This window comes from Microbispora bryophytorum, assembly GCF_006874465.1.
Classification (GTDB): Bacteria; Actinomycetota; Actinomycetes; order Streptosporangiales; family Streptosporangiaceae; genus Microbispora; species Microbispora bryophytorum.
In genome coordinates, this window is record NZ_VIRL01000001.1 from 540,234 (window position 1) to 565,378 (window position 25,145).

The following is a 25,145-nucleotide window of genomic DNA, read 5'->3' on the forward strand; positions in this document are numbered from 1 at the left end:
CTCTCAGGGTAGACAAGCGTGTCTTCCCGCGAGGGTGATTCCCGACGATTCAGCCCTCGCCCGCCTGGTAGAGGAATCGAGACACCCACGACCCTGGGATCGGAAGCGTTCACGCCGACCGTACCAGTTTGTCCATGTATCGCCTCCCCCCAATTTGTTATGAAAAGCAGGCAAAGAGGCGACCGGCAATGAAGCGGGAAGCCGGCCCCGGCGACGGCTGATTCCCCTCTCCGCAGTGAGGGGAGCTGTCAAGACCAGGTTCTCGCGCTCACGACCGCGACGCCGAAGAAGACAGGGTCGCGCCGGGTGGCGAGCTGAAGTGCGGGGTGGGATCCCAGGAGAGCGTGGAGCGTGTCGACCGCGACGCCTCCGGCGTCTCCTTGGCCCAGGACGCCCTCCCGGCTCGGGTCCTCCCGGTCCCCGCGAGCACGATCACTCATGGTGACGACCCCCGCCCTGACCCCCGCGCCGTTCCACACCATCAGGTCGATCCGCGCGGGCGCGCCGCCCGGGGCGAGGCCGTCGAGGGGGAGCCGCAGGGCCTTCTCCCCGCTCCCGATGACCGCCGCCGCGTCCAGGACCACGGCCCGCGTGTACGCCTGCCGCTCGTCCTCGACCATCACCACCAGGCCCCAGGCCGCGTGCCGGACCGTTCCCGCACGCGCCGGGGCGCCCGCGACCCACCAGCGGCCCCCACCCGCCGTACGGACGAGAGAGGTCACGTCGGTGAACGCCTGATAACCGGACCCGTTGGTCAGATTCCGCCGGGCGACCTCGGCGGCGCGCAGGGTCGTGTATCCCGGCATCCCCGGCGCGCGCACCCGGATGTCCTCCGGGGGAACCGTCCCCCGGCCGCCGCCCGACCAGTAGAGGCCCGCCCACAGCACCTTGCCTCCGGCGGGCAGGCCGAGATCGGCGCAACTGGACGTACGCGTCGAGGGGTCCCTGTCGAGGTCGATCGGCACGCTCACGCCCGAGTCCCGGCCGCCCGCGGCGGCTCCGCAGGGAGCGGCCGGCGCGGCGGAGCCCACGAGCGCGTTGCCGACGACCCGGGCGAGGAGGCGCCCGTCCGCGGCGAAGCGCGCGGCCGCGCCGGAGGCGCGCACTCCCCCGGTCGATTCGGCGGTGGTCTCCAGCCGCCCCGACCGCACGCGTACGGTGAAGGCCCGGCCCGTGGGCGCGTCCGCCGCCACGGCCACCTTCAGGAAGATCGCTGTCACCTCGCCGGCGGCGAGCGGACCCCGGACGCACCGCACCACCTGACCCTGTGCCGCCTTGCCCTGTGCCGCCTTACTCTGCGCCGCCTTACCCTGCGCCGTCTTGCCCGGTGCCAGGCGGCCCGACGCCGTGCACGACCAGCCGTCGCCCGCGCCGTTTCCCGTCCGGCCGTGCTCCGCGCGCCCGCCCGCCGTACGCCCCTGACCGGCGCCGTCGCCCGCCTCACGGTCCTCCCGCACCGCACCGTTCTGCCCCACCGCGCCCGGCTTCGGCTCGTGCCCCTGCCGCGTGCCGCCGCCCGCCTCACGGCTCGGGCCTCCGCGCCCGTCCTGACCCAGGTAGCGGACGCCGGGCGGGAGGGTCACCGTCGCGGCGACTTCGCCGGTGGTCGCGTCGCCCGCGTCGCGCAGCCGTACGGCGAGGAGCCCGGACTGGCCGCGCAGCAGGGCGCCGAGCGGATCGATGGCGACGACGAGCGTCTCTTTCGCCTTCCTCCCGGTGCCTGCGGCCTTCCGGGATCCGGCGCCGCTCCGGCCCGATCGGACATGCTCACGGGCCGCCCGACCGCGCTCCGCTGCCTGCGAGCGGCCCTGTGCGGTTCCTGGCCGCACGAGTGGCGCGCGCTCGGTGGCCGGGCGGCCTGCCTGCGACTCACGTCGCTCCCGAGCCCGCTCCGGCGCCTGCCGCGCCTCAGACTGCCCGCGGCCCCGGGCACTGCCGCCGGCACTGTCCCGCTCGCGCGTCTGGGCACTGCTTTGGGCACTGCCCTGGGCAGCGCCTTGAGTACCGCCCTGCGCGCGGAGCCCGACGCTGCCCTGGCCACTGCTTTGGCCACTGCTTTGGGTGGTGCCCTGCGCGCGGGCCTCAACGGGACGGCCCTGGTAGGGGTCCCGGGAGAGCTGACCTCGCACTTGCTGGCGTTCCGGGGCGGAGGCCCGTGAGGCGCTCGTGGCCGCCTGGCTCTCAGCCCCCTGGCCCTTACCCGCCTGACCTGTGGCCGCCTGCCCCGTGGCCGTCTGGCCCCTGGCGGCCTGACCCGTGGCAGCCTGACCCGTGGCGGCCTGACCCGTGGCGGCCTGACCTCTGACCTCCCGCTCGATTGCCTCCCGCGCCCTGTCTTCCCGCGCCCTGTCTTCCCGCGCCCTGTCTTCCCGCGCCGTGTTCTCCCGCGCGATGGCCTCTCGTGCTGTGTTCTCCCGTGCCGTGGGTTCCTCCCGCGGCGGTTGCCGATCGGCACCGGGCGTGACCTTTCCGGTGATCTCGGGCATGCCGAGCGCGATGCCCGCGCTAGGCCCGTCGGCACCGCTTACGGCCGCAGGATCGTCCGAGGTCTCCGGCGTCGGGGCGCCCACATCCGTCCGGGACTCCTGGGCACTCGGCCTCGGCGAGTCGTAGGGAGACGTGGCGCCCGCCGATTCGGGGTGGCCGGTCGCGGCTCGCGAACGCGAGGCACTGTCCGCCAGCTGCGGACGGTCCAGAGCCCGCGTCCCGTCCTGCCTGCCCGAGCCGCCGGTGAAGATCATGCCCGTCGGCTGGGCGACGAGCAGGAAGGCGGCCGTCGCGAGGGCGGCCACGGCGATGCCTCCCAGCACCGCCCGATGCGACGTCGGCACGCTCCGCACCAGTGCGGACAGCCGCGCCGGCGTCGCCCGCGCTCGGGCGAACGCCAGTCGCGGCACCCCACCCACCTTCGGGCCCGCCTTCGCGAACACGCGCCTGGTGATCACTCGCGCACGGCCGTACACCGCCCCCGGCACCGCACGCGCCTTCGCGGACGCGCGCAGGGTCGTCGTCCGGGCCCTGGCGTACGCCCCTCGCAGCAGCGCGCCCGCCCGTCCACGCGCACGCCCTGCCGGGCCCGTCCCGCCCTGGGCGGTCCGAACGGTCCCCCTCATGCGGTCCGCGCGGCTCGTCAACGCCCCCATGTGATGACGCACGGCTTCCAGCCGCGCCCGCGCCCTGCTCCCCAACCCGCCACCCAGCCTGCCGCCCGCCCGGCCGTTCGAACCGCGCCCGCTCATGCGGCTCGTCATGCCCCCGTACGGCCGTGCTCCCGTGGCGGCCGCGGTGGCGAGGTCGGCGAGGTAGTCGTCCACGGCCGGCCCGGCGACGAGCTGGCCGACGACGGCCCGCAGTTCCTGCGTGAGATCGACCAGCTGGAGGAAGACCGACCGGCAGTCGATGCACTCGGCCACGTGGGCGTCGACCGCACCGGCCTCCTGCTTGGGCAGGCCGTTCTCGACATAGCGCAGGATCATCGACAGGATCGGCCGGCACTCGGCACGCGGGGCGCTCTCCAGGTGCAACCGCAGGTATGCCTCCCGCAGGCCCTGACGTGCTTTCCGGGCGAGAAGGGCCGCGGCCCTGCCCGACAGACCGAGCATCGGACCCGCGTCTGCGGGCCTGCCGCCCTCGATCTCCCCATGCCACAGCACCGCGCGCCAGCGTTCCGGCAGCGAGCGGTAGGCGCGGGCGAGCGGCGAGCGCTCCAGCCCCGTGAGTTCGGGATCGACGTAGAGGGAGTCGCCGTCGGCCAGGTCGACCACTCCGGCGGCAGCGTAGCGGCGCACCGACGCGAGGAGGTAGGGCCGGAACGCGCAGACGGGCCCGCCTCCCCGCCGCACCACCTCGAGAACTCTCGCGAAGGTCTCGACGAGGAGGTCCTCGACCGCGTCCTCGCTCTGCGCCACCTGCCGGGCCAGGGACCGCGCGGCGGCCGAGTGTCGCCGGTAGAGCGTTCCGAAGGCCGCCGTGTCGCCTCCCCGCACGGTTTCAAGCAGTTCCATGTCGGCATGCCGGACTTCTCTACCCATTGCGACCTCGCGATTACGGTGAGTTGCACGGCGATACATTCCGCAGTCCATGTCCTGGCTAAACCGCTGGGGCCTCTTTACTCTCAGTAGTCTTCGCACGCCACACCCGGGGCGTCCCGGCCCATACGGCCCGCACCGCGGGACCGGCCGTACGCTGAGCCTCATGAGTGACCGCGACAGACTGCTAGACGAGATCAAGAACAAGGGCATCGTGCACGGCCGGGTGGTGCTGTCCTCCGGCAAGGAGGCCGACTGGTACGTCGATCTGCGCCGCATCACCTTGGACGGTGTGGCGGCGCCGCTGGTGGGCCGGGTGATGCTGGACCTCACCGAGGATCTGGGCTACGAGGCGGTCGGCGGTCTCACGCTGGGCGCCGACCCGGTGGCGACGTCGATGCTGCACGCCGCGGCGGCCCGCGGCCGCACGCTCGACGCGTTCGTGGTGCGCAAGGCGGGCAAGGCCCACGGCCTGCAGCGCAGGATCGAGGGCCCGGACGTCGCCGGGCGCCGGGTGCTCGCGGTGGAGGACACCACCACGACGGGCGGGTCCGTGCTCACCGCCGTGGAGGCGTTGCGCGAGGCCGGTGCGCAGGTCGTGGGCATCGCGACGATCGTGCACCGGGGTGGCGACGAGGCGCTGGCGGCGACGGGCGTGCCGTACCGCTCCGCCTACTCGCTCGCCGATCTGTCGCTCATTGATCCGCGGATCGCTTCACACTGAACGCCTGCCGCTCACCGGCCGGCCCGGGGGATCTGACGGTTCCGTTCTCGAAGACCTGGACCGTGCTCGCGTCGTCGAGGACGACGTCGAGTTCGGGCTGGAAATAGGACGCCTCCTCGCCCCGGGTCAGGTCCCGGTCGATGAGCACGTCGCCGCCGGGCACCCGGACGAACACGGGACACCGTTCGGCCCGGCAGACCACGCGCACGGTGGGCGCGCGGGGCGCGGAGGGCTCGGCGGAGGGCCCTGTGGAGGGCCCTGCGGAGGGCTGCGCCGACGGGGTGGAGGCCACGCCGGAGCCGGGCTCCTCCGAGCCGAACGTGGACAGGAGCGCTCCCGCGCCGACCACGATGACGGCGAGCAGCAGCACGGCCGCCAGACCGACCAGCGCCAGCCTGGCGATGCCAAGGGGATCAGACCTGTGGCGTCCCACAATCGGGAGGGTAGCGGGTGTGAGGCATATCTCAGTACTGACCGGTCACTTCTCGTGCGGCAGGACTTCCCGCAGGTCATCCGCCGGCTCCCCGTAGGCGCCGGCGGACGGGCGCGTCCCGTCGGCGGCTTTACCGGGGTGCGTGGTGGCGGCCCTTGGGAGCGGCGGTGGCGCTCCGGCGGCTCTTCATGACCTCGCGCACGATCGGGATCACCGACAGAAGGATGACGACGAAGACCCCGGGAAGGATGTATTTGTCGATGCCCTCGACCTTGCTGCCGAGGAAATAGCCGAGCAGCAGCAGGGCCTCGACCCAGACGACACCGCCGGCGACGTTCCAGACGAAGAAACGGCGCGCGTCCATCTCCAGCACGCCGGCCACCGGGTTCATGAAGGTGCGGACGATCGGCATGAACCGCGCCGCGACCACGGCCTTCGCCGGGCCGAACTTCTCGAAGTAGTACTCCGCCTTCTCGACGTGCTCCCTCTTGAACAGCCGGGAGTCCGGCTTGTCGAACATCCTCCTGCCGACCTTCGCCCCCAGGAGGTGGCCCAGCTGCGCTCCCGCTATCGCCGCCAGCGGCGCGCCGATCAGCAGAGTGGGCAGCGACAGAGGCGCGATCCCGAATCCCTTCGCGGCGGCGGCGGTGCTGAAAATTCCAGCGGTCACCAGCAGCGAGTCACCGGGCAGGAAGAACCCGACGAGCAACCCCGTCTCGGCGAATACGATGGCGATGACGCCGATCGTCGCGAAGGCGCCGAGCATGCTCAGCCACCACTTCGGGTCAAGAAGGTCCAAGAGCACGTCCACGGGGCGAGCCTACCTGTCCCGGATGCGATGAGACTGAGAAGCGGCAGGGCTGTGGAAAACCGTGAATCGCGGAATGACCGCGGCTTTCCGGGCACGCCACATACCCGGCTTTCCCGATCGGCCCGGCCTTCGGGATACTTGCCACGCCGCATACCGTCAGAAGGAGATGACTTCGCATGCCTATCGCGACTCCAGAGGTCTACGCCGAGATGCTCGACCGCGCCAAAGCGGGCGGCTTCGCGTACCCGGCGATCAACGTGACCTCGTCGCAGACCCTGCACGCCGCGCTGCGCGGCTTCGCGGAGGCGGAAAGTGACGGGATCATCCAGGTGTCGACCGGTGGCGCGGAGTTCCTCTCCGGCACCACCGTGAAGGACATGGTCACCGGGTCCGTGGCGTTCGCCGAGTTCGCCCGCGTGGTCGCCGAGAAGTACCCGGTGACGGTGGCGCTGCACACCGACCACTGCCCGAAGGACAAGCTCGGCTCGTTCGTCCGCCCGCTGCTGGAGATCTCCGCCGAGCGCGTCGCGCGCGGCCAGGACCCGCTGTTCCAGTCGCACATGTGGGACGGCTCCGCCGTGCCGCTGGACGAGAACCTCCAGATCGCCAGCGAGCTGCTCGACAAGACCGCCGCCGCCAAGGTCGTCCTCGAGATCGAGATCGGCGTGGTCGGCGGTGAGGAGGACGGCGTCGTCGGCGAGATCAACGAGAAGCTGTACACGACGCCGGAGGACGCGCTGGCCGTCGCCGAGACCCTCGGGCTGGGCGAGCGCGGCCGCTACATCGTGGCCGCCACCTTCGGCAACGTCCACGGCGTGTACAAGCCGGGCCACGTCAAGCTGCGCCCGAGCGTGCTCAAGGAGATCCAGGACGCCGTCGGCGCCAAGTACGGCAAGGAGAAGCCGTTCTCCCTGGTCTTCCACGGCGGCTCCGGCTCCACCGCTGAGGAGATCCGCGAGTCGATCTCGTACGGCGTGGTGAAGATGAACATCGACACCGACACGCAGTACGCCTTCACCCGCCCGATCGTGGACCACATCTTCCGCAACTACGACGGCGTGCTGAAGGTCGACGGCGAGGTCGGCAACAAGAAGGCCTACGACCCGCGCGCGTACGGCAAGGCCGCCGAGGCCGGCATGGCCGCGCGCATCGCCGAGGCATGCCAGCAGCTCAACTCCACGGGCACCAGGATCAAGTAAGGGAACGGCCCGGCGGGAAACACGAAGATCCATTCTTGTATCGATCTTCTGTTCCCGCCGGGCGGCCCATACCCCTCGGGCTCATGACAGGTAAGACTGTCACCATGGAATCGCACGAGAACCTCCTTGCCGGCCCGCCGCCCACCTTGCTTCCGGACACCCCCGAGCCGCGGCAGATGCTCGAGTCGGGCGCCAAGGCGGCAGACGTGGCGGCTCGCTTCCCCGCCTACTCGGCGGCCTGGGCCGCTCTCGCCGACGACTACTTCGCCGCGGGTCACGCCGTCACCTCGTACGCGTTCGCCCGCACCGGTTACCACCGGGGTCTCGACCAGCTGCGCCGGGCGGGCTGGAAGGGGCACGGACAGATCCCGTGGGAGCACGAGCCGAACCAGGGTTTCCTACGCTGCCTGAACGCCCTCGCCCGGGCCGCCCAGGCGATCGGCGAGAAGGACGAGGCCGAGCGCTGCGCCCAGTTCCTGCGTGACAGCAGCCAGGACGCCGCGCAGGCGCTCACCGCGAACTCCTGAACGACCCCCGGACGACCTCCCGGACGAACTGCCTGAACAGGGCCGTACACGGGGCTGTGCGCGGAGCCGTGGGCCCGTCTCGCGGCTTAAGACTCCGTTCACCGTCAGGGTGCCCCTCAGGTAGTCTCTGTGTGCAAGGGGCCCCTGCCGCGCTTGCGTCAGGGGCTTTCGTCTTGGTGCAGGAGTTGAACCATGCCGGCTGTCGTTCTCGTTGGCGCCCAGTGGGGCGATGAGGGCAAGGGGAAGGCCACCGACCTTCTGGGCGGCGACGTCGACTATGTCGTGCGTTACCAAGGCGGCAACAACGCGGGCCACACCGTCGTCATCGGCGACCAGAAGTACGCGTTGCACCTGCTGCCGACGGGAGTGCTGTCGCCCGACGTGGTGCCGGTGATCGGCAACGGCGTGGTCATCGACCCGGGCGTGCTGCTCAGCGAGATCGACGGGCTGGCCGAGCGGGGCATCTCCTGCGACCGGCTGCTGATCTCGGCCAGCGCGCACCTGATCATGCCCCAGCACAAGGCCATCGACAAGGTCAGCGAGCGTTTCCTCGGCAAGGCCAAGATCGGCACGACCGGCCGCGGCATCGGCCCGGCGTACGGCGACAAGATCTACCGCATGGGCATCCGGGTCCAGGACCTGCTCGACCCCGGCATCCTCGGCAAGAAGATCGAGGCCGCGGTGGGCGAGAAGAACCAGATCCTCACCAAGATCTACAACCGCCGTGGGCTCGACCCGGCGAAGGTGCTGGAGGAGTACCTCGGCTACGCCGAGCGGCTGCGCCCCCACATCGCCGACACCTCGCTCGTGCTCTCGCAGGCGCTCGACCAGGACAAGGTCGTGCTGCTGGAGGGCGGGCAGGGCACGCTGCTCGACATCGACCACGGCACCTACCCCTTCGTGACCTCCAGCTCCCCCACCTCGGGCGGCGCCTGCGCCGGTTCCGGCATCCCGCCGACCCGCCTGACCAGGATCATCGGCATCCTCAAGGCGTACACCACGCGCGTGGGATCGGGGCCGTTCCCGACCGAGCTGCTGGACGAGCAGGGCGACTGGCTGCGCCAGACCGGCGGCGAGTACGGCGTGACCACCGGCCGCAACCGCCGCTGCGGCTGGTTCGACGCGGTCATCGCGCGGTACGCCACGCGGATCAACGGCGTGACCGACTTCTTCCTGACCAAGCTCGACGTGCTGTCCGGGCTGGAGCGGATCCCGGTCTGCGTGGCGTACGACGTCGACGGCGTCCGCCACGACGAGATCCCCATGACGCAGACCGAGTTCCACCACGCCACGCCGATCTACGAGGAGCTGCCCGGCTGGCAGGAGGACATCACCAGCGCCAAGACGTTCGACGACCTGCCGCCGAACGCGCAGGCGTACGTCAGGGCGCTGGAGGAGATGAGCGGCGCCCCGATCTCGGCCATCGGCGTCGGCCCGGGCCGCACGCAGACCATCCAGATTCGTTCCCTCATCTGAAGACCATCCGGATTCGCTCCCTTATCTGATGATCGGTGGCGTACGCGCCCGGAACCGGAGGGTTCCGGGCCGCGGACGACCGAGGCGGTAAGGTACGCCGCTGTGCATGGATACGTTGAGCTGCACGGGCATCGCGGAGCCCGGGGCCTGAGGCCCGAGAACACCCTGCCCGGCCTGGCCTTCGCGCTGGAGCTGGGGGTCGACGCGCTGGAGTTCGACGTCGCCATGTCCGCGGACGGGCAGCTGGTGCTCACTCACGACCTGCACGTGTCCCCGGTGACCAGCGCCGACACGGGCATGGCCGCGCCGGGGGACGAGATGTTCCCCTACGTCGGCAAGCCGATCGTCGCGCTCACGCTGCCCCAGTTGCGGACCCTCGACGTCGGCGTACGGCTGCCCGAGCGGCCGGACGACCGCTTCGCGCTCACGCAGGTGCCGCTGCCGGACACCCGGATGCCGACGCTGGGGGCGGTGCTCGGCCTGATCGGCGCCCTCGGCGCCGACGACGTGCGCCTCCACGTCGAGCTGAAGTCCGATCCCACCCGCCCCGACCTGTGCGCCGACCCGCGCCGCTTCGTGGAGGAGGTCGTGCACGAGCTCGACCGGCACGACCGGCTGTCGAGGGCGGCCCTGCTCAGCTTCGACTGGCGCATCCTGGAGATCGCCAGGCCGCTGGTCGAGCGGCGGTACGCCCTGGTCGAGCGCGACACGATGACCCCCGCCTGGATGAACGGCATCCGCCTCGGCGAGGTCGGCGGCGACCTCGCGGCGGCGGCCGCGGCGGTGGGGGCGACGACGCTGTCCCCCGACCGCGTGCTCGTCGACGAGGCGCTGATGACCGGAGCGGCCCGGCAGGGCCTGCCGGTCGTGGTGTGGACGGTCAACGACCCCGAAGAGGCCGCCCGGTTGATCGACCTGGGGGTGGCCGGCGTCGTCACCGACTACCCCGACCGTATGCGCCGCCTCTGGAAGGCCCGCGGCCTGCCGCTGCCCGACCCGGTGACCCCGCTCCGCCCCGTAGGAGCCTGAAGCCCGGCATCCCGGGGCCACACCGCCCGCACCGCCCGCACCGCCCGCACCGCGACGTCACGTAGCCGAGCGGCACCCGGCCCGGCGCGGTCGCCGTCGCGCGCCCCGGGCGACTCACTCCTCCACGGACAGCGCGCCGGACGGGCAGAGCTGCACGGCCCTGTTCACGGCGGGCGCCACGTCCGCCGAAGGCTCGGCGTCGAGCACCACGACCGTCCCGTCGTCCTCGCTCTGGTCGAACACCTGGGGCAGCGTGAGCACGCACATCCCCGCACCGATACACCGTCCGGTGTCCGCCTTGATCTTCATCGTTCTCCCACCACTTGTCTCACCACAGCACCGGCAGGCGGTGCACACCGTAGATCGCCATATTGGACCGCAACGGAACCTCCCGCGCCGGCACGGCCAGGCGCAGGTTGGGGAAGCGGCGCAGCAGGGCGGGATAGGCGATGCGCATCTCGATCCGGGCGAGCTGCTGACCCAGGCATTGGTGGATGCCGTGCCCGAAGCTCAGGTGCCCGTGCGCCGACCGGCTCACGTCGAGGACGTCGCCGCCCTCGAACCGCCCGGCGTCCCGGTTCGCCGCCCCGATGGACAGCGTCACCGCCTCACCGGCCCTGATCAGGGCGCCGCCGACCTCCACGTCCTCCAGGGCCGTACGGGTCGGCCCGATGTGCACGATGCTGAGGTAGCGCAGCAGTTCCTCCACCGCGTTCTCGACGGCGGCCGGGTCGTCCCGCACGACGGCGAGCTGGTCCGGGTTCGTCAGCAGCGCGAACGTGCCGAGGCCGAGCATGTTGGCGGTCGTCTCGTGACCCGCGATGAGCAGCAGCAGCCCTACGCCGGCGATCTCCTCGGTCGTCAGCTCAGCCCCCGCGACCAGGCCGCTCAGTATGTCGTCGGCGGGTTCCTTCGCCTTCGCCGTGACCAGGTCGTGCAGGTAGGAGTACAGGTCCTGCACCGCCGCCCGGATGTCCGCCATCGAGGAGCCCAGGTCCAGCAGCACCGCCGAGTCACGCTGGAACTTCTCCCTGTCCTCGTACGGCACGCCGAGCAGTTCGCAGATCACGAGTGAGGGGATGGGCAGCGCGAAGGACTCGACGAGGTCGGCGGGGGCGCCCTCGCGTTCCATGGCGTCGAGGCGGCTCTCGGTGATCTCCTGGATTCTCGGTTCGAGCTGCTTCATCCGCCTCACGGTGAACTGCCCGGTCAGCAGGCGGCGGTAGCGGGTGTGCGCGGGAGCGTCCATGCGGAGGAAGAACCCCGGCGTGAGCGGCTCGCCGCGGAACTCGCCACGCTGGGGGATCGGCGAGTGCAGCAGTTCGGGGCGGGTGCTGAAACGGTTGTCGGCCAGGATCGCGCGGGCCTCGGCGTAGCCGGTCACCAGCCAGCCCTCGTGCCCGTCCGCGTACGTCATCCGCTGGACCGGCGCCTCGGCGCGACGGCGTGCCAGTTCGTCCGGTGGATCGAAGGCACGCTCCCGGGTCAGGGGATAAGTCGCCAGCCGGGGTGTCGCCTCTGTCATGACACGCTCCTGTGCGAGTGGAAACGGTCGATGTGTCGAGCGGCCCGCTCCCCCCACCTAACAACATCATCTGACATATCGCAATGACTGATTGCTCATGATTCCGGTCATGAAGCGTACGCGGCGAAACGGATGCCGCGGTGGTCAGCCCGTCACCCAAGGCCGGAGCTTGTCGGGGTTGAGCACCGCCCAGATGTGCGTGATCCGGTCATCCGCGATGTCGAACGCCATCACCGACACGGTGACGCCGTCCTGCCGGGCCACCAGACCGGGCTGGCCGTTGACCGTGCATTCCCGGACCGTCACGGAGGGCACCGCGCTGGCCCGGTCCATGAAGAAGCGTGCGATCCGCTCGGCGCCCTCGACCGGATGGGGCACGGCGCCGACGAACCCGCCGCCGTCGCCGGTCGCGACGGCGTCGGGGGCCAGGAGGCCGATGAGGGCGTCGATGTCCTTGGCCTCCCACGCCTGCTTGAAGTCCCTCACGATCCCCGCGCGCCGGGCCACCGGGGTCGCCGGAGCCTGGGCGTCGCGGATGCGGCGGCGGGCCGAGGAGGCCAGCTGGCGGCACGCCGCCGGGGTGCGGCCGACGATCTCGGCCACTTCGGTGAAGGAATAGCGGAAGACGTCGTGCAGGACGAACGCGACGCGCTCGGCCGGGGTCATCGAGTCGAGCACGACGAGGAAGGCCATGCTGACCGACTCGTCCAGAGTGACCCGGTCGGCCGGATCGGCCGTCGCACCGCCCGGTCGCCCGCCGATCCACTCCGCGGGCTCGGGCAGCGGCTCCGGGATCCATTCGCCCACGTAGCGCTCCCGCCGGGCTCGCGCCGAGCCGAGCAGGTCGAGGCAGATGCGACTGGCGACCGTCGTCAGCCACCCGCCGGGAGACTCGACGGCCTCCTGCCGCTGCCGCGACATGGCGTACCAGCGGGCGTAGGTCTCCTGCACGACGTCCTCGGCGTCGGCCAGGGAGCCGAGGAGCCGATACGCGAGATTGATCAACCGGCGCCGCTCGCTCATGATCACGCTCAGGCTCGGGTCGAGCCGGCTGTCTCCCGGCCCCGATGGGTTGGTCATGGTGTCGCCGGCCCCCTTGGTCGCATCCGTCCTCACTCGGTACGACGAGACACCCCACCCGACTGTCAGGTCTCGGTGCCGGAGGTCTCGGTGCCGGGAGGTCTCGTCTCTGTGCGGTCCTGGCTCTGGGAGGTCCCGGCTCTGGGAGATCGCGGCCCCGCCTCACATTGCGAGGGGGTGTGTCGTCGTACCGCTGAGACCACCCCTGAAGAAGGAAGCCGATCATGGAACCCGTGAACGTCGCGATCGTTTACTACAGTGCCACGGGCACCGTGCACGCCTTGGCGCAGGCCGTCGCCGAGGGCGCGGAGAAGGCCGGCGCACACGTGCGGCTGCGCAAGGTCGCGGAGACGGCCCCACCGGAGGTCGTCGGCACCAGGCCGGAGTGGGTCGCGCATCTCCAGGACACCGCCGACGTCGCCGAGGCCGCCCTCGACGACCTGGTCTGGGCCGACGCCGTGCTGTTCGGCGCCCCCACCCGCTTCGGCAACCCGGCCGGCCAGCTCAGGGCGTTCATCGACACCACCGGCCCGCTCTGGTACCAGGGCAAGCTCGCGGACAAGGTGTACTCGGCCTTCACCGCCTCCAACACCGCCCACGGCGGACAGGAATCCACCCTCCTGGCGCTGGGGAACACCTTCTACCACTGGGGCGGCATCATCGTGCCCCCCGGCTACACCGACCCCGTCCAGTTCCAGTCGGGCAATCCCTACGGCGCCTCGCACGTGGCGGGCGACGGCGCACCCGGCGAGGTGTCGTTGCAGGCGGCCCGTCACCAGGGCCGCCGGGTCGCCGACACCGCGGCCCTGCTGAAGGCCGGCCGGGCCGCCTGATCCGGCCCACGCGCGTCCTGGCGAGCCGCGAGACTCCCGCCGGGACGCGCGTGCGGGCGTCCCGGGGAGAAGGGGAGAAAGGCGGTCAGAGCCAGCCGTTGCGGCGGAAGGCGCGGTGCAGAAGCGTGCAGGCGACAACCATCACGCCGATCACGATGGGGTAGCCGTACAGAGACTGGATCTCGGGCATGTGCTCGAAGTTCATGCCGTAGATACCGGCGATCATCGTGGGGACCGAGATGATCGCCACCCACGAGGAGATCTTGCGCATGTCCTCGTTGGCGAGGGCGTTGGAGCGCGCCAGGGCGGCCTGGAGGATCGAGTCGGACAGCTCGTTGGACGCCTGGACCTGCTCGCACACGCGGGACAGGTGGTCGCCGACGTCGCGGAAGTACTCACGCATCTCGGAGGGGATGCTGCGCCGCTGGGGAAGGGCGTTGAAGGGGGTCAGGAGCGGTCCGACGGCGCGCTTGAGCTCCAGCATCTCGCGCTTGAGCTGGTAGATCCTGTTGATGTCGCGGGAGCTGACCTCCGCGAAGACGGCCGCCTCGACCTCTTCGAGCTCGGCCTGCATGAGGTCGGCGACCTGCAGGTACTTGTCCACGACGTGGTCGGCGATGGCGTGCAGGACGCCCGTGGGGCCGCGGCCGACCAGCTTCTGCTTCGACTCCAGCTTCTCGCGGACGTCGCCGAGCGGACAGTGCCGTCCGTGCCGCACGGTCACGACGAAGTCGGGCCCGACGAACACCATGATCTCGCCGGTGCCGATGATCTCGCCGCTCGCCGTCGACACCTCGTGGTCGAGGAACGCGACGGTCTTGAGCACCACGAACAGCGAGTCGCCGTACCGCTCGACCTTGGGCCGCTGGTGGGCCTTGATGGCGTCCTCGACGGCGAGCGGGTGCAGGCCGAACACCTCGGCGAGCCACTCGACCTCGGGCGCGGCGGGCTCGTGCAGACCGACCCAGACGTACGCGTCGGGCACCTCGTTGGCCTCGTTGTGCTCGCGCACCAGGCGCACGGCCTCGGGAATGCCGCCGGCTTCGACCTTCCTACCGCCGACGTACGCGCCGAACTCGACGAGGGAGTTGCTCGGTGGGACGCAGCCGACGACCGGCTCCGCGTTCATCGACGCGGCGCCGAGGTGCGTGGACATGACGCGGGTGTGCCTGTTGATGCGGGGAAAGAGCAGAGTGGAGCGCATGGCGGTCCCTTCCCGCCCGAGCCGACACGCTCTACGCGCGACGTGATGTCACCCCTTCATACAGGCGTGAGCTGTCCCTCGGGCTTCAGTTGTGGAGTGGTCGGGATTGCGCACGACGTACGTGCGCGAGCACGTACTGACGGGATCACCAGAATTCATCCCAGACCACCTCCAATCGCCACGAGACAGCGCGAAGCCTATCCAACCTACCACACGGCCGTTGGACACCTGTTCCAGGGTAGCGGCGTCAAGTCCCGCCGATCATGCACTTCTTGCCAAAAACAGCCTCCACAAACTGGCCATCGGTGTGTATCCCACTCGTACCTGGCACATCGGCGCCGCTTCGCCCGCTTCGGCGCCGAGCTCCGCGTGACATCCTCGGCGCCCCCACCCGGGCACGCGCCGGCGCCGGAGAAGACACCCGAGAAGACGCCGGAGGCCGGGAGGCGGCCGACCGCTGCGACAATGGTCCGGTGCGCGTACTTGTCATCGGTTCCGGGGGTCGTGAGCACGCTCTGTGCCGGACCCTGCGGCTCGACCCCGCCGTCGTAGAAGTCCACTGCGCCCCCGGCAACGCGGGCATCGCCGAGGTGGCCACCCTGCACCAAGTCACGCCGACCGACGGGGCGGCCGTGACGGCGCTCGCCGAGCGGCTGGGCGCGGACCTCGTCGTGATCGGCCCCGAGGCTCCGCTGGTGGCCGGCGTCGCCGACGCCGTCAGGGCCGCCGGGATCGCCTGCTTCGGCCCGTCGGCGCAGGCGGCGCAGGTCGAGGGGTCCAAGGCGTTCGCGAAGGACGTGATGACCGCCGCCGGGGTGCCGACCGCACGCGCGTACACCTGCACGACGGAGGAGGAGGCCGCGGCGGCGCTCGACGCGTTCGGCGCGCCCTACGTCGTGAAGGACGACGGCCTGGCCGCCGGCAAGGGCGTGGTCGTGACCGACAGCCGCGAGGAGGCCCTGGAGCACGCCAGGGCGTGCGAGCGCGTCGTCATCGAGGAGTATCTCGACGGCCCCGAGGTGTCGCTGTTCGCGCTGTGCGACGGGACGAGCGCCGTGGCGCTCCAGCCTGCCCAGGACTTCAAGCGGGCCTACGACGGCGACAAGGGCCCCAACACCGGCGGCATGGGGGCCTACACCCCGCTGCCGTGGGCGCCGGAGGGCCTGTCGGAGCAGGTGATGGCCGAGATCGTGCATCCGACCGTGGCCGAGATGGCGCGGCGCGGCACGCCGTACACGGGAGTGCTGTACGCCGGGCTGGCGCTGACCGCGAACGGCCCCCGGGTGATCGAGTTCAACGCGCGGTTCGGCGACCCGGAGACCCAGGTCGTGCTCGACCGGCTGGAGACCCCTCTGGGAGAGCTGCTGCTCGCGTGCGCGACCGGCGCGCTCGCCGGGCACCCGCCGCTGCGGTGGCGCGACGGCGCCGCCGTGACCGTGGTGCTCGCCGCGGAGAACTACCCGGCCGACCCGGTGAAGGGCGACCCGATCGCGGGGCTTCCGGTGACGGTCGAGGACGCGTACGTCCTGCACGCGGGCACGGCCCTCGACGAGAACAACCGGCTCGCCTCGAACGGCGGGCGGGTGCTCAACGTGGTCGGCACGGGCGCCGACGTCGCCCAGGCCAGGGCTCGGGCCTACGAGGCGCTGGAGCAGATCACGATGCGCGGCTCCCACCACCGGTCCGACATCGCCCTGGCCGCCGCCTCCTCCTGACCGCGTCCTCCCGACCTCTCGTGGCCGTCCGTACGCAGGTGGCGCCCGGCGCCTGCGTGCGCGGCCGGCCGCGTCCATGCCCGGCCGCGCTCTGTCCCGCTGCTCAAGGCGGTGCGCAGGACTGGGAAGATGGAACGGTGAAGCACCTGCACTCCGGCAAGGTACGCGACCTCTACGAGACTCCCGACGGGCTGCTGCTGATGGTCGCGTCCGACCGCATCTCGGCCTTCGACTACGTGCTCGAACCCGGCATCCCCGACAAGGGGGAGATCCTCACCCGGCTGTCGCTGTGGTGGTTCGAGCAGCTCAAGGACGTGGTTCCCCACCACGTGGTCTCGACCGACGTCCCGGCGGAGTTCACCGGCCGCGGAGTGCTGTGCCGCAGGCTGCGGATGGTGCCGGTGGAGTGCGTGGCCCGCGGCTACCTCACCGGTTCCGGTCTGGTGGACTACCGCCGGGAGGGCGTCGTCTCCGGCGTGCGGCTCCCGGAAGGGCTCACCGACGGGTCCCGGCTGCCCGAGCCGATCTTCACGCCGTCGTCCAAGGCCCCAATGGGCGAGCACGACGAACCCATGACGTACGAGGAGGTCGCGGCGGAGGTGGGCGAGGACGTGGCCGAGCGGCTGCGCCGGATCACCCTCGACGTCTACAGCCGCGGGGCCGAAATCGCTTTGGAACGTGGCATCATCCTGGCCGACACGAAGATCGAGCTGGGCTGGGACGCCGACGGCGTGCTGACCCTGGGCGACGAGGTGCTGACGCCCGACTCCTCCCGCTTCTGGCCCCTCGACCAGTGGGAGCCCGGCCACTCCCAGCCGTCGTTCGACAAGCAGTTCGTCAGGGACTGGCTGCTGTCCCCCGAGTCGGGCTGGGACAGGTCGTCGGGCGAGGCGCCCCCGCCGCTGCCCGACGAGATCGTCGAGCGCACTCGTAGCCGTTACGTCGAGGCGTACGAGCGGCTGACCGGCGAGCACTTCCGCGGCTGAATCACACAGGTCACACAAGTAGTCTCAAGTGACTCGTTCCCCCCTGCGTTCTGGGGGTAGTTCCTCCCCGAAGCTCCCGGAACAGCGGCTACTCTAGGCCGATCGTCCTCGCCGACAACCCGGCTGCCGGCTGACGGGAGTCCCCCACCCTTCCCCCGAAATAGGAGCAATTCATGGTCCGTTACCGCGTGCGCGGTGGCAACGTACTGCGTGGAACCGCCTTCATCCAGGGCGCGAAGAACGCCGTACTGCCCATGATCGGGGCGGCGCTGCTCGCGGCCGAGGGCCGCACGGTGCTCCGCAACGTGCCCGTCATCGAGGACGTGCGCCGGGCGGTCGAGCTCGCCCAGGCCGTGGGCGCGAAGGTGGAGTTCCACGAGAGCGAGCGGACGCTCGTCATCGACGCCTCCCGCCTGACCAGCCCGGTCCTGCCCGCGGAGATCGCCCGCCGGTTCCGGGGATCGGTGCTGTTCGTCCCCGCGCTGCTCCACCGCCTCGGTGAGGCGATCATCGAGGGCATCGGCGGATGCAACCTCGGCAGCCGCAACCTCGACTTCCACTACCTGGGCTACAAGCGCCTCGGCGCGATGGTGGACGAGGGCGAGTCCGTCATCCACATCAAGGCGGGCGGCCTGATCGGCGCCCCGCTCTACCTCGACACCCCGTCGCACACCGGCACCGAGAACCTGATCATGGCCGCCGCGCTGGCGCGGGGCACCACCATCATCGAGAACGCGGCCCTCGAACCCGAGGTGCTCGACGTCATCACGATGCTGACCCGGATGGGCGCGCGCATCCGCGGCGGCGGCACGGGCTTCATCACCGTCGAAGGCGTGGACGAGCTGACCGCGGTGGAGCACACGGTCATGCCCGACCGGCTCGACGCCGGCGTGTTCGCGATGGCCTCGGCTATCACCGGAGGCGAGGTCAGCCTGGTCGGCGCCTCCCTCGAACACCTCGGCGTGGTCCGGTGGAAGCTGGAGCAGATGGGCGTCGAGTTCGAGAACCACGGCGCGGTGCTCCAGGTCCGCCGCAACCGCCCGCTGCGCCCGATCAACGTCATCACCGACACCTATCCCGGCTTCGCGACCGACCTGCAGTCGCCGCTCATGACCGTGGCCTGCCTCGCGGAGGGCTCCAGCTACATCCACGAGCGCATCTTCGACGGCCGCTTCGCGCTCGCGGGCGAGCTGAACAAGATGGGGGCGAACGTCGAGGTCGAGGACAGCCGGGCGGTCGTGCACGGCCCGACGCCGTTGCGCGGCGCCGAGGTGACGGCGCACGATCTGCGGTCGGGAATCGCGCTCGTGCTCGCCGGTCTCGCGGCGGAGGGCGAGACCACGATCGGGTCCGGATATCTCATCGACCGCGGTCACGCCGCGCTCGCGCAGCGTATGCAGTCACTCGGCGCAGATGTGGTGCGTGAAATTTCCACTTCGGACGAGGTCTGAGTCCGGAAACCTTTACTAATGCCCTGACCAGCGGGGACCTTCCGATTTACGGAACAGCCGGGACCACCCAGAATGGTATTCCGGCGAATCTGGGCGTGACATTACGGCCTTAACCAGCGATCGTTCCAAAGAGAAGCCACAACAAACGAGGGCGACGTGGGATGGGACGAACATTGGTCGAGCGCACGGAAGACACTCCGCGCGGGTCACGTCTGGGCACGGTGACACCCGACCTCACCATTGGTGTGGTGGGGTCGCACGATCTGGTCGAACGGGTGATGCTCATGGGGCACTCGGCTGCCCCGGTGCCCTGCCGGCTGGTCGCGGCCGCGTACCGAGATGAACAGGAGGCGGCTGACAAGGTGACCCGGCTCGGTCCGGGTGTGGACGCGTGCCTGTTCGCGAGTCCGGTGCCTTTCGAACTCGCCCGCCGGGCCGGCGTGCTGACGATGCCCGCCACGCACGTGCAGCTCGGCGGGGCCGCGCTCGTGGCGGCCATCGCGCGAGCCTCGCTGGACGAGCGGATCGATCCGCGCCGGGTCAGCCTCGACGTGCTCGGGCGGCCGGACATCGACGAGGCGTACATGGACCTCAATCTCTCCTCGGGTGAGGTCCACAGCCGTGACGAGCCGGGCCCGGTCGGCACGATCACGGCCTTTCACGAGCGGCTGTTCCGCCAAGGGGCCACGACGGGCGCTCTCACGTGCGTCCAGGGTGTGTCCGACCGGCTGACCGCAGCCGGGGTGCCGGTGGTGCCGATCCGGCCGACCTCCGCGGCCGTCCGTACGGCACTGCACACGGCGTCGCTGCTCGGCGCCCGTCACCGGCTGGAGGAGTCGCAGCTCACGGTCGTGCTGGTCGAGGTGCCGACGCTGCGCGAGCCGGTGCGGCGGGCAGCGCCGCGCTACTGGCGCGACGAGCTGCGGCTGTCACTGCACCGCCTGCTGGTGCAGGAGGCCAACCGGATCAACGCGAGCGTGTGGCCGATCGACGACCACAGCTATCTCGTGGTGGCGACGAAGGGCTCGATCGCGACGGCCACGGACGGGTTCCGCGTGCTGCCGTTCGCCGCGCGGATCCGCGAGGAGCTGGGTCTGGCCGTCGAGGTGGGTGTGGGGATGGGCCGCACCACGCACGAGGCCGAGACGCACGCGAGGGGCGCGCTCGCCCGCACCCAGGGCGGCAAGCAGCCGCAGGGCTTCGCGGTCGACCGGGAGGGGCGCGCGCTGGTGCCACCGCCCCGGATGCCGCCCCAGCCGGGCGGACCGGTCAAGCCCAAGGGGGTCGAGGTGCTGGCGCGCCTGGCCGCCAAGCTGGAGGGCGGGGACACGGTCGTGGACGCGGAGGGCGCCGGGCGCATGCTCGGGGTGACCCCGCGGACGGCCAGGCGGTTGCTGCGCACGCTGGTTGACGAGGGACTCGCGTGGCCGCTTCCGCCCAACCGCACTCCTCAGCCGGGCCGGCCGCGGCAGCTCTACCGTCTGATCGTGGAGAAGCTGAACCGGTAATCACCGTACAGAAGCGACGGTCTATTGTCATGACCCATGGAACGAAACGGTCATGACACTCGGGTATGGCTGGCCTTGGCGGCCGTGTACGTGGTGTGGGGCTCGACGTACCTCGGCATCGCGATCGCCATCCAGACCCTTCCGCCCATGACGAGTGGTGGACTCCGTTTCGTCGCGGCGGCGCTGGTTCTCGGCACGGTCCTGCTCGTCAGGGCCGTGCCCTTCCGCATGCGGTGGAGAGAGTTCGGGAGCGCCGCGCTGGTGGGGCTCCTGCTCCTCGCCGGAGGCAACGGCATGGTCGCCGTGGCCGAGCAGCACATCTCCAGCGGCCTGGCCGCGCTGCTCGTCGCCTCGACCCCGCTGTGGCTGATCGTGCTCAGAACGGCCTTCCGGGACCGGCCGCACCTGCTGACGCTGGCCGGCGTGCTGGTGGGCTTCGCCGGAGTCGCCTTCCTCTCGCTCCGGGGCGGCGGCGCGTCCGGCAGCGGAGCGGGCATCACCGTGGTGCTGCTGGGCTCGCTGTCGTGGTCGGTGGGATCGTTCCTCTCCCCGCGCATCCCGATGCCGGCCAACCCCTTCGTGGCCAGCACGGTCGAGATGGCGGTGGGCGGCGTCGCCCTGCTGGTCATGGGGCTCGTGCAGGGCGAGCGGCTGCACGTCGGCGCGGTGAGCTGGCAGTCGTGGACGGCCCTGGCCTACCTGGTGCTGGTGGGCTCACTGGTGGGCTTCACGTCGTACATCTGGCTGCTCGGCCATGCCCCGATCTCGCTCGTGTCCACCTACGCGTACGTGAACCCGGTGGTGGCGGTGCTCCTCGGGATGGCGGTTCTGTCGGAGCCGGTCACCGCGGCCATGCTGGTGGCGGGAGCCCTGATCGTGGTGGGGGTCGCGCTGGTGGTGTCCACCGAACGCCGCGGCCGGACCGCGCCGCCGCCGGAGGAGGAGACCGCCGCGGTCCCAGGGCGCGTCACGGCGTCCCGGCCGACCACCGAACCGTGAAAAAGGCGACGACGTCTTGCGGGGACGCGGGGCGGGCGACTCCGCCGGCGGCCGCCCGCGGAAATCACAGAGATCCACTACCGTCACGACCACACCGAGATCACGAAAGAATCCGGATGGGTTTCGCCGGCACTACCTAAGGCGTCGTCCTTGGCGAGTCGGCGGTAGCAAATGAGGGCGGCGGCATTGGAGGGGAAGGAACCGCAGTGGTTGGCCCAGCACTCATCGCGGCGGTGTCGGCGGCGGTAGCTGACCAGCGAGGAGACGGGCCGCTCGACGGCGGTGGCGTCCCATCCGTCGCCGCTCTTTAATTCATGATGTCGACTCCCATCCTCATGGCCAGGCCGGTCGGGGGGAGGCATCCGTCGATGAGGTGAGGCCTGTACTGGATCTTCTTCAGGGCGCGTTTGATGACGCGGACGAGCTGGGGCAGGTCGGCGGCGGCGAGGTTGGCAAGGGCGCCGCGTTTGAGCAGGGACCAGATGCCCTCGGTGGCGTTGAGGTCGGGAGCGGAGGCGGGGAGCTGGACGACGGTGAGCCAGTCGGCGTGCTCGGCGGCGAAGGTCTTTATGCCAGCACCAGGTGCAGGTTGAGGTTGTCCCAGACCAGCACGATCGGTGCTCCAAGCTGGGCGTGGGCAGACAAGACCAATCCCGGTAGTCGATCCAGCCGAAGGTCCAGGCGCCATTGGCCGCCGCGGATCTTCCACCAGCGACCAGACCTCCTTCTTCCCCACCTCGATCGCGGCCTCGTCGCGCTCGATCGCCCGCCGGGCGGGGCGCCGGCACAACCAGCCGTTACGCCGCAGCAGGTACCACACCTCCTGCACGGTGTAGCCGAGGTGGAACATCCTGCCGATCAGCATTTTGCGCGAACATCTCGGCTGCTTGCAGCCTTATCTCCTCGCGGCGGTGCTGCTCCTGGGGGGTGAAGCCGCCGCCTTGGGCATACCGCACACCCTGGTCATACAGACAGATCAGCCCTCGTCAGCTACCCGACCAGACGCATTTAAGTTCGGTAGATCATGCTGCGCATCTACCGGTGGACGCTGAGCAGGCTCAGCAAAGCTTTGAATATCCGATTGTCGACTCTGCGGTCGTAACTTTCGTAACCAGGCATCGGGTTCGCTTCCAGGATGGTCCAGCCCTTCTGGCTCACCCGGAAGTCGAAACCGATGAAGTCGAGCCCCGACCATGCTTGGTATGCATTGCACGATGACAACACGTCGTCCGGTACCGGTACAACCGCGTAGCGCTTCGGCGAAGGATCGAATCGGTAATCGACCACGAGGGAGTCCTCCGATCGTTCGGAGGTCACGCTAAGAGCGATGGCTTCACCGCGCACTAGGTGCAATCGAACATCCACACCAGGCACATACGCTTGAAACAAGACAGGGCTGTTGCGCAGTAATTCCGATCTCGCCGCTTCCGTGTTGGTGAACAGGGAGACGACGGTCTTCTCCGAGCTCGCGCCTTTGTAGAGTACGCGACCGTTCTGTTCGAGGAAGTCGCTGAGCAGCTCCCAAGAGTTCGTCAGCAGGGATCGGGGGGTCGTGAAACGGAATTTCTCGAGCACCCATAGATGGTAGAGTTTGGAGCCGTTGCTGGGCTCTAAGCGCGGGCGATTCACTACAGCGACCTCGCACGCGTCAAGCATTTCGACCAATGCCCGTAGCCGCACACGGGCCGCGCCTCTTGTTTCCGCGGCCAATAGCTCAGTGGTGTCGATCAGGCGGGAATATATGCCGCTAACTCGTGATCTCGAGAGTTCCAGAACGGTGTCGCCGTACCACAGTCTTCCTTCACGACTTTCGCCGTCCCAGATCCAACCTCCTTCGTCGAGAAAGCGCTGTACATCGAAAAATAGAAACGGAACATCGTGGTATCTCGCCATTGCCGCAGTATGAACAATGGTCTTATCGTGCGTGGCACCCAATAAGACGATCAAGAGTCCTTACCGCTCCCACAGCAGACGTCGACCAATGCGTCGTGTACTTCATCGGACCACTGCCGGTACCAGGCGAGCGGCGGGTCCGTCCTGACCGCGGAGACCAGAGGATGACCTCGACGGCCGACCACCGCAACCGTATAGAAAGACAGGCCTTCTCTCGCGGCCCGGTTCCTGAAGCGAGCCAACCAGGTCGCGTACCTCTCCGACGAGCGATCGAGGCCGCTGGCCGACCTCAAAGGAAACAAGTGCTCGCCCACTATCAGATACAAATCATAGGACGCGGTGTCGCACACCTGTGCCCGCAGGAACGGAGGCATTTCCCGCTCCGTCGGTAGCGTGTCACCACACCAGGTGTCCAAGGAAATCGGGTCCTGCCAATGAATCTCGCCGGCAGACTTCTCCCGCGTGAGATTCACCAACTCATGGAATTCGGTAGTGCGGGAACCCGTGTAGATGCCGACGAACGAATCCCTGATCAGCGATCGTAGGCCTTGGCCGTAGTCCCAGGCCCATCGACCTGGACGGTTCACCGTGTGAGACGCCATGCCTGCCAAGGACCACAGGGCTGCGAAGTACTCCTGTGACGCGAATCGCTCTTCTTCGACCTCGGTGATCGGTCGAAGGGCTCCGGCGTGCCTGACCCAAACACAGGTGTCGGTGGACGAGAATCGCTGATCACCCACGAAGCAGAGCCATCGGGGATGCCTGCCGTGCTCATACGAAAGAGTGAATGACATATCTCGGAGGTCGCTCACGAGCACGCAAGACACATTCTTCTCCGCACAATGATCAATGAATGACTGGGCGCCGTCATCATGCGAAGGAGCAAAGACGATTATCGAGCGCATCACATCATTGGGCGCAGGAATTGCTCCACGGCGCTTATCTCACCCGGAAGCACGAGTGGATCGATCGAACTGAGGAGTTCCGGGTCGCTGGACTCCTTGCCCTCGCTGTCCTTCTCGCTCGATTCCTTACCCGTCTCGTTTCCGTCGGAGCCGCCTTCTTTGCCATCGCTATGACAGCCGTCCGAGGCGAGAGATAGGGCGTTGGCGATGGCGTCATCGATCGTGAGCGCCGCCAACTGGAAGTCGCGAAGGACGTCCGGACGGGCGCTCTCCAGAATGAAGAACCTCTCTTCCGCCACACGAATCACCCCTTTGCCTTGTGCTCGGCCAGCAGGTCCCCGATGTGGACGCCATTTATGATGAGGCCGGATACGTCACTCGCCTCTATCACGACATTGTTGAAGCTGCACCTCAACATTCGACTGTCATCGAACGACACCTGCGCGAATGTGTCGCTTCGAAGGGAGGTGTCGACGAACTCGCAGTCGCTGAAACTCGACCGGACAAAGCGACTACCGTCTAGAATCGAACCAACCCACGCCCCCTGCTGTGAGTTGACGCCTTGATAAAGGACGTTTGTTCTTGGCGAGTCGGCCTCCGCCATAATCAGCCTCCTGACAGTTGACGCTACACAGGACGATAGCTTGAGTGCCGAAAATCTACAAGAGGCACTTTAAGGACTACCGAACTTAAATGCGCCTTGTCGGGATAGCTGACGTGGGCTGATCTGTTCGATACGACCGATATGTGCGGTATGCGCAGCGCCGGCTTCACTCCCCAGGATCAGCAGCGTCGCGAGGCAGTGCGGCTGCAAGCAGC

General features: G+C 69.5%; 22 protein-coding genes. 11 read left to right on the forward strand and 11 right to left on the reverse strand.

Translation table 11 applies throughout. From position 1 onward, the window contains the following. Positions 1 to 248: 248 nt before the first annotated feature. Positions 249 to 4,004, reverse strand: coding sequence for a sigma factor (locus FLX07_RS02570; protein ID WP_167748087.1), 3,756 nt, complete (start codon positions 4,002 to 4,004; stop codon positions 249 to 251). 190 nt (positions 4,005 to 4,194) lie between these two features. On the opposite strand from FLX07_RS02570, the gene FLX07_RS02575 reads away from it, so the two are divergent. Continuing rightward, positions 4,195 to 4,752, forward strand: coding sequence for an orotate phosphoribosyltransferase (locus FLX07_RS02575; protein WP_142567772.1), 558 nt, complete (start codon positions 4,195 to 4,197; stop codon positions 4,750 to 4,752). On the opposite strand, the gene FLX07_RS02580 is transcribed toward FLX07_RS02575, so the two are convergent. Both FLX07_RS02580 and FLX07_RS02585 read right to left on the reverse strand, forming a co-directional pair. Then, positions 4,724 to 5,185: a hypothetical protein gene (locus FLX07_RS02580; protein WP_142567773.1), complete on the reverse strand. Its 462-nt coding sequence runs from the start codon at positions 5,183 to 5,185 to the stop codon at positions 4,724 to 4,726. The two genes, FLX07_RS02575 and FLX07_RS02580, sit on opposite strands and share 29 nt — an antisense overlap. Positions 5,186 to 5,315: 130 nt before the next feature. After that, positions 5,316 to 5,996: a DedA family protein gene (locus tag FLX07_RS02585; RefSeq protein ID WP_229689460.1), complete on the reverse strand. Its 681-nt coding sequence runs from the start codon at positions 5,994 to 5,996 to the stop codon at positions 5,316 to 5,318. Positions 5,997 to 6,172: 176 nt separating this feature from the next. Here FLX07_RS02585 and fbaA point away from each other — a divergent pair, with 176 nt between their 5' ends. From fbaA to FLX07_RS02605, 4 genes are all read left to right on the forward strand, one after another. Then, the gene (fbaA, locus tag FLX07_RS02590) at positions 6,173 to 7,195 is read left to right on the forward strand and encodes a class II fructose-bisphosphate aldolase (protein ID WP_142567774.1); all 1,023 of its coding nucleotides are present in this window, start codon (positions 6,173 to 6,175) and stop codon (positions 7,193 to 7,195) included. Positions 7,196 to 7,299: 104 nt separating this feature from the next. Then, positions 7,300 to 7,722 carry a DUF3151 domain-containing protein gene (locus tag FLX07_RS02595; protein ID WP_142567775.1) on the forward strand — a complete coding sequence of 141 codons (423 nt, stop codon included), beginning with the start codon at positions 7,300 to 7,302 and terminating at the stop codon, positions 7,720 to 7,722. 192 nt (positions 7,723 to 7,914) lie between these two features. Beyond that, positions 7,915 to 9,198 carry an adenylosuccinate synthase gene (locus tag FLX07_RS02600; RefSeq protein WP_142567776.1) on the forward strand — a complete coding sequence of 428 codons (1,284 nt, stop codon included), beginning with the start codon at positions 7,915 to 7,917 and terminating at the stop codon, positions 9,196 to 9,198. A gap of 102 nt (positions 9,199 to 9,300) precedes the next feature. Continuing rightward, positions 9,301 to 10,227 (forward strand): glycerophosphodiester phosphodiesterase family protein, encoded by a 927-nt coding sequence (locus FLX07_RS02605; protein ID WP_142567777.1) that lies wholly within the window; start codon positions 9,301 to 9,303, stop codon positions 10,225 to 10,227. 114 nt (positions 10,228 to 10,341) lie between these two features. Here FLX07_RS02605 and FLX07_RS02610 read toward each other — a convergent pair whose 3' ends face one another. From FLX07_RS02610 to sigJ, 3 genes are all read right to left on the reverse strand, one after another. Then, entirely contained in the window at positions 10,342 to 10,536 is a 195-nt protein-coding gene (locus FLX07_RS02610; RefSeq protein WP_139573837.1) for a ferredoxin, read from the reverse strand. Positions 10,537 to 10,555: 19 nt separating this feature from the next. Then, on the reverse strand, positions 10,556 to 11,752 hold the full coding sequence (locus FLX07_RS02615) for a cytochrome P450 (RefSeq protein WP_142567778.1): 1,197 nt from the start codon (positions 11,750 to 11,752) through the stop codon (positions 10,556 to 10,558). 144 nt (positions 11,753 to 11,896) lie between these two features. Then, positions 11,897 to 12,832, reverse strand: coding sequence for an RNA polymerase sigma factor SigJ (gene sigJ / locus FLX07_RS02620; RefSeq protein WP_142567779.1), 936 nt, complete (start codon positions 12,830 to 12,832; stop codon positions 11,897 to 11,899). A gap of 224 nt (positions 12,833 to 13,056) precedes the next feature. On the opposite strand from sigJ, the gene wrbA reads away from it, so the two are divergent. Continuing rightward, the gene (gene wrbA, locus FLX07_RS02625; protein ID WP_142567780.1) at positions 13,057 to 13,665 is read left to right on the forward strand and encodes an NAD(P)H:quinone oxidoreductase; all 609 of its coding nucleotides are present in this window, start codon (positions 13,057 to 13,059) and stop codon (positions 13,663 to 13,665) included. Positions 13,666 to 13,750: 85 nt separating this feature from the next. Here the strand turns inward: wrbA and FLX07_RS02630 are convergent, their stop codons facing one another. Further along, on the reverse strand, positions 13,751 to 14,869 hold the full coding sequence (locus tag FLX07_RS02630) for a magnesium and cobalt transport protein CorA (protein WP_142567781.1): 1,119 nt from the start codon (positions 14,867 to 14,869) through the stop codon (positions 13,751 to 13,753). Between the two features lie 473 nt (positions 14,870 to 15,342). Here FLX07_RS02630 and purD point away from each other — a divergent pair, with 473 nt between their 5' ends. The 5 genes from purD (at position 15,343) to FLX07_RS02655 (ending at position 21,528) form a co-directional block, all read left to right on the forward strand. Beyond that, complete coding sequence (gene purD / locus FLX07_RS02635) at positions 15,343 to 16,584, forward strand: phosphoribosylamine--glycine ligase (RefSeq protein ID WP_142567782.1); 1,242 nt, start codon at positions 15,343 to 15,345, stop codon at positions 16,582 to 16,584. 137 nt (positions 16,585 to 16,721) lie between these two features. After that, positions 16,722 to 17,570 carry a phosphoribosylaminoimidazolesuccinocarboxamide synthase gene (locus tag FLX07_RS02640; protein WP_142567783.1) on the forward strand — a complete coding sequence of 283 codons (849 nt, stop codon included), beginning with the start codon at positions 16,722 to 16,724 and terminating at the stop codon, positions 17,568 to 17,570. A gap of 173 nt (positions 17,571 to 17,743) precedes the next feature. Next, on the forward strand, positions 17,744 to 19,021 hold the full coding sequence (gene murA, locus FLX07_RS02645) for a UDP-N-acetylglucosamine 1-carboxyvinyltransferase (RefSeq protein WP_142567784.1): 1,278 nt from the start codon (positions 17,744 to 17,746) through the stop codon (positions 19,019 to 19,021). A 263-nt stretch (positions 19,022 to 19,284) separates the two neighbouring features. Further along, a complete protein-coding gene (locus FLX07_RS02650) occupies positions 19,285 to 20,529 on the forward strand; it encodes a transcriptional regulator (RefSeq protein ID WP_167748113.1) in 1,245 nt (414 codons plus the stop codon). Between the two features lie 36 nt (positions 20,530 to 20,565). After that, positions 20,566 to 21,528 carry an EamA family transporter gene (locus FLX07_RS02655; RefSeq protein ID WP_142567785.1) on the forward strand — a complete coding sequence of 321 codons (963 nt, stop codon included), beginning with the start codon at positions 20,566 to 20,568 and terminating at the stop codon, positions 21,526 to 21,528. A gap of 307 nt (positions 21,529 to 21,835) precedes the next feature. On the opposite strand, the gene FLX07_RS02660 is transcribed toward FLX07_RS02655, so the two are convergent. The 4 genes from FLX07_RS02660 to FLX07_RS02680 form a co-directional block, all read right to left on the reverse strand. After that, positions 21,836 to 22,393 (reverse strand): winged helix-turn-helix domain-containing protein, encoded by a 558-nt coding sequence (locus FLX07_RS02660; protein WP_208762040.1) that lies wholly within the window; start codon positions 22,391 to 22,393, stop codon positions 21,836 to 21,838. A gap of 170 nt (positions 22,394 to 22,563) precedes the next feature. After that, on the reverse strand, positions 22,564 to 23,421 hold the full coding sequence (locus FLX07_RS02670; protein WP_142567786.1) for an ATP-grasp domain-containing protein: 858 nt from the start codon (positions 23,419 to 23,421) through the stop codon (positions 22,564 to 22,566). A 904-nt stretch (positions 23,422 to 24,325) separates the two neighbouring features. Then, positions 24,326 to 24,625, reverse strand: coding sequence for a hypothetical protein (locus FLX07_RS02675; RefSeq protein WP_142567787.1), 300 nt, complete (start codon positions 24,623 to 24,625; stop codon positions 24,326 to 24,328). Positions 24,626 to 24,630: 5 nt separating this feature from the next. After that, entirely contained in the window at positions 24,631 to 24,930 is a 300-nt protein-coding gene (locus FLX07_RS02680) for a pentapeptide repeat-containing protein (protein ID WP_142567788.1), read from the reverse strand. Positions 24,931 to 25,145 lie beyond the last annotated feature (215 nt).

Excerpts from the sequence above, each read along its gene's own strand:
- fbaA (WP_142567774.1), top strand. The coding sequence starts at position 6,173 with ATGCCTATCGCGACTCCAGAGGTCTACGCCGAGATGCTCGACCGCGCC.
- FLX07_RS02570 (WP_167748087.1), bottom strand. The coding sequence starts at position 4,004 with ATGGAACTGCTTGAAACCGTGCGGGGAGGCGACACGGCGGCCTTCGGA.
- FLX07_RS02660 (WP_208762040.1), bottom strand. The coding sequence starts at position 22,393 with ATGCTGATCGGCAGGATGTTCCACCTCGGCTACACCGTGCAGGAGGTG.
- wrbA (WP_142567780.1), top strand. The coding sequence starts at position 13,057 with ATGGAACCCGTGAACGTCGCGATCGTTTACTACAGTGCCACGGGCACC.
- FLX07_RS02655 (WP_142567785.1), top strand. The coding sequence starts at position 20,566 with ATGGAACGAAACGGTCATGACACTCGGGTATGGCTGGCCTTGGCGGCC.
- sigJ (WP_142567779.1), bottom strand. The coding sequence starts at position 12,832 with ATGACCAACCCATCGGGGCCGGGAGACAGCCGGCTCGACCCGAGCCTG.
- FLX07_RS02610 (WP_139573837.1), bottom strand. The coding sequence starts at position 10,536 with ATGAAGATCAAGGCGGACACCGGACGGTGTATCGGTGCGGGGATGTGC.
- murA (WP_142567784.1), top strand. The coding sequence starts at position 17,744 with ATGGTCCGTTACCGCGTGCGCGGTGGCAACGTACTGCGTGGAACCGCC.
- FLX07_RS02615 (WP_142567778.1), bottom strand. The coding sequence starts at position 11,752 with ATGACAGAGGCGACACCCCGGCTGGCGACTTATCCCCTGACCCGGGAG.
- FLX07_RS02630 (WP_142567781.1), bottom strand. The coding sequence starts at position 14,869 with ATGCGCTCCACTCTGCTCTTTCCCCGCATCAACAGGCACACCCGCGTC.
- FLX07_RS02670 (WP_142567786.1), bottom strand. The coding sequence starts at position 23,421 with ATGGCGAGATACCACGATGTTCCGTTTCTATTTTTCGATGTACAGCGC.
- FLX07_RS02595 (WP_142567775.1), top strand. The coding sequence starts at position 7,300 with ATGGAATCGCACGAGAACCTCCTTGCCGGCCCGCCGCCCACCTTGCTT.
- FLX07_RS02575 (WP_142567772.1), top strand. The coding sequence starts at position 4,195 with ATGAGTGACCGCGACAGACTGCTAGACGAGATCAAGAACAAGGGCATC.
- FLX07_RS02600 (WP_142567776.1), top strand. The coding sequence starts at position 7,915 with ATGCCGGCTGTCGTTCTCGTTGGCGCCCAGTGGGGCGATGAGGGCAAG.
- FLX07_RS02680 (WP_142567788.1), bottom strand. The coding sequence starts at position 24,930 with ATGGCGGAGGCCGACTCGCCAAGAACAAACGTCCTTTATCAAGGCGTC.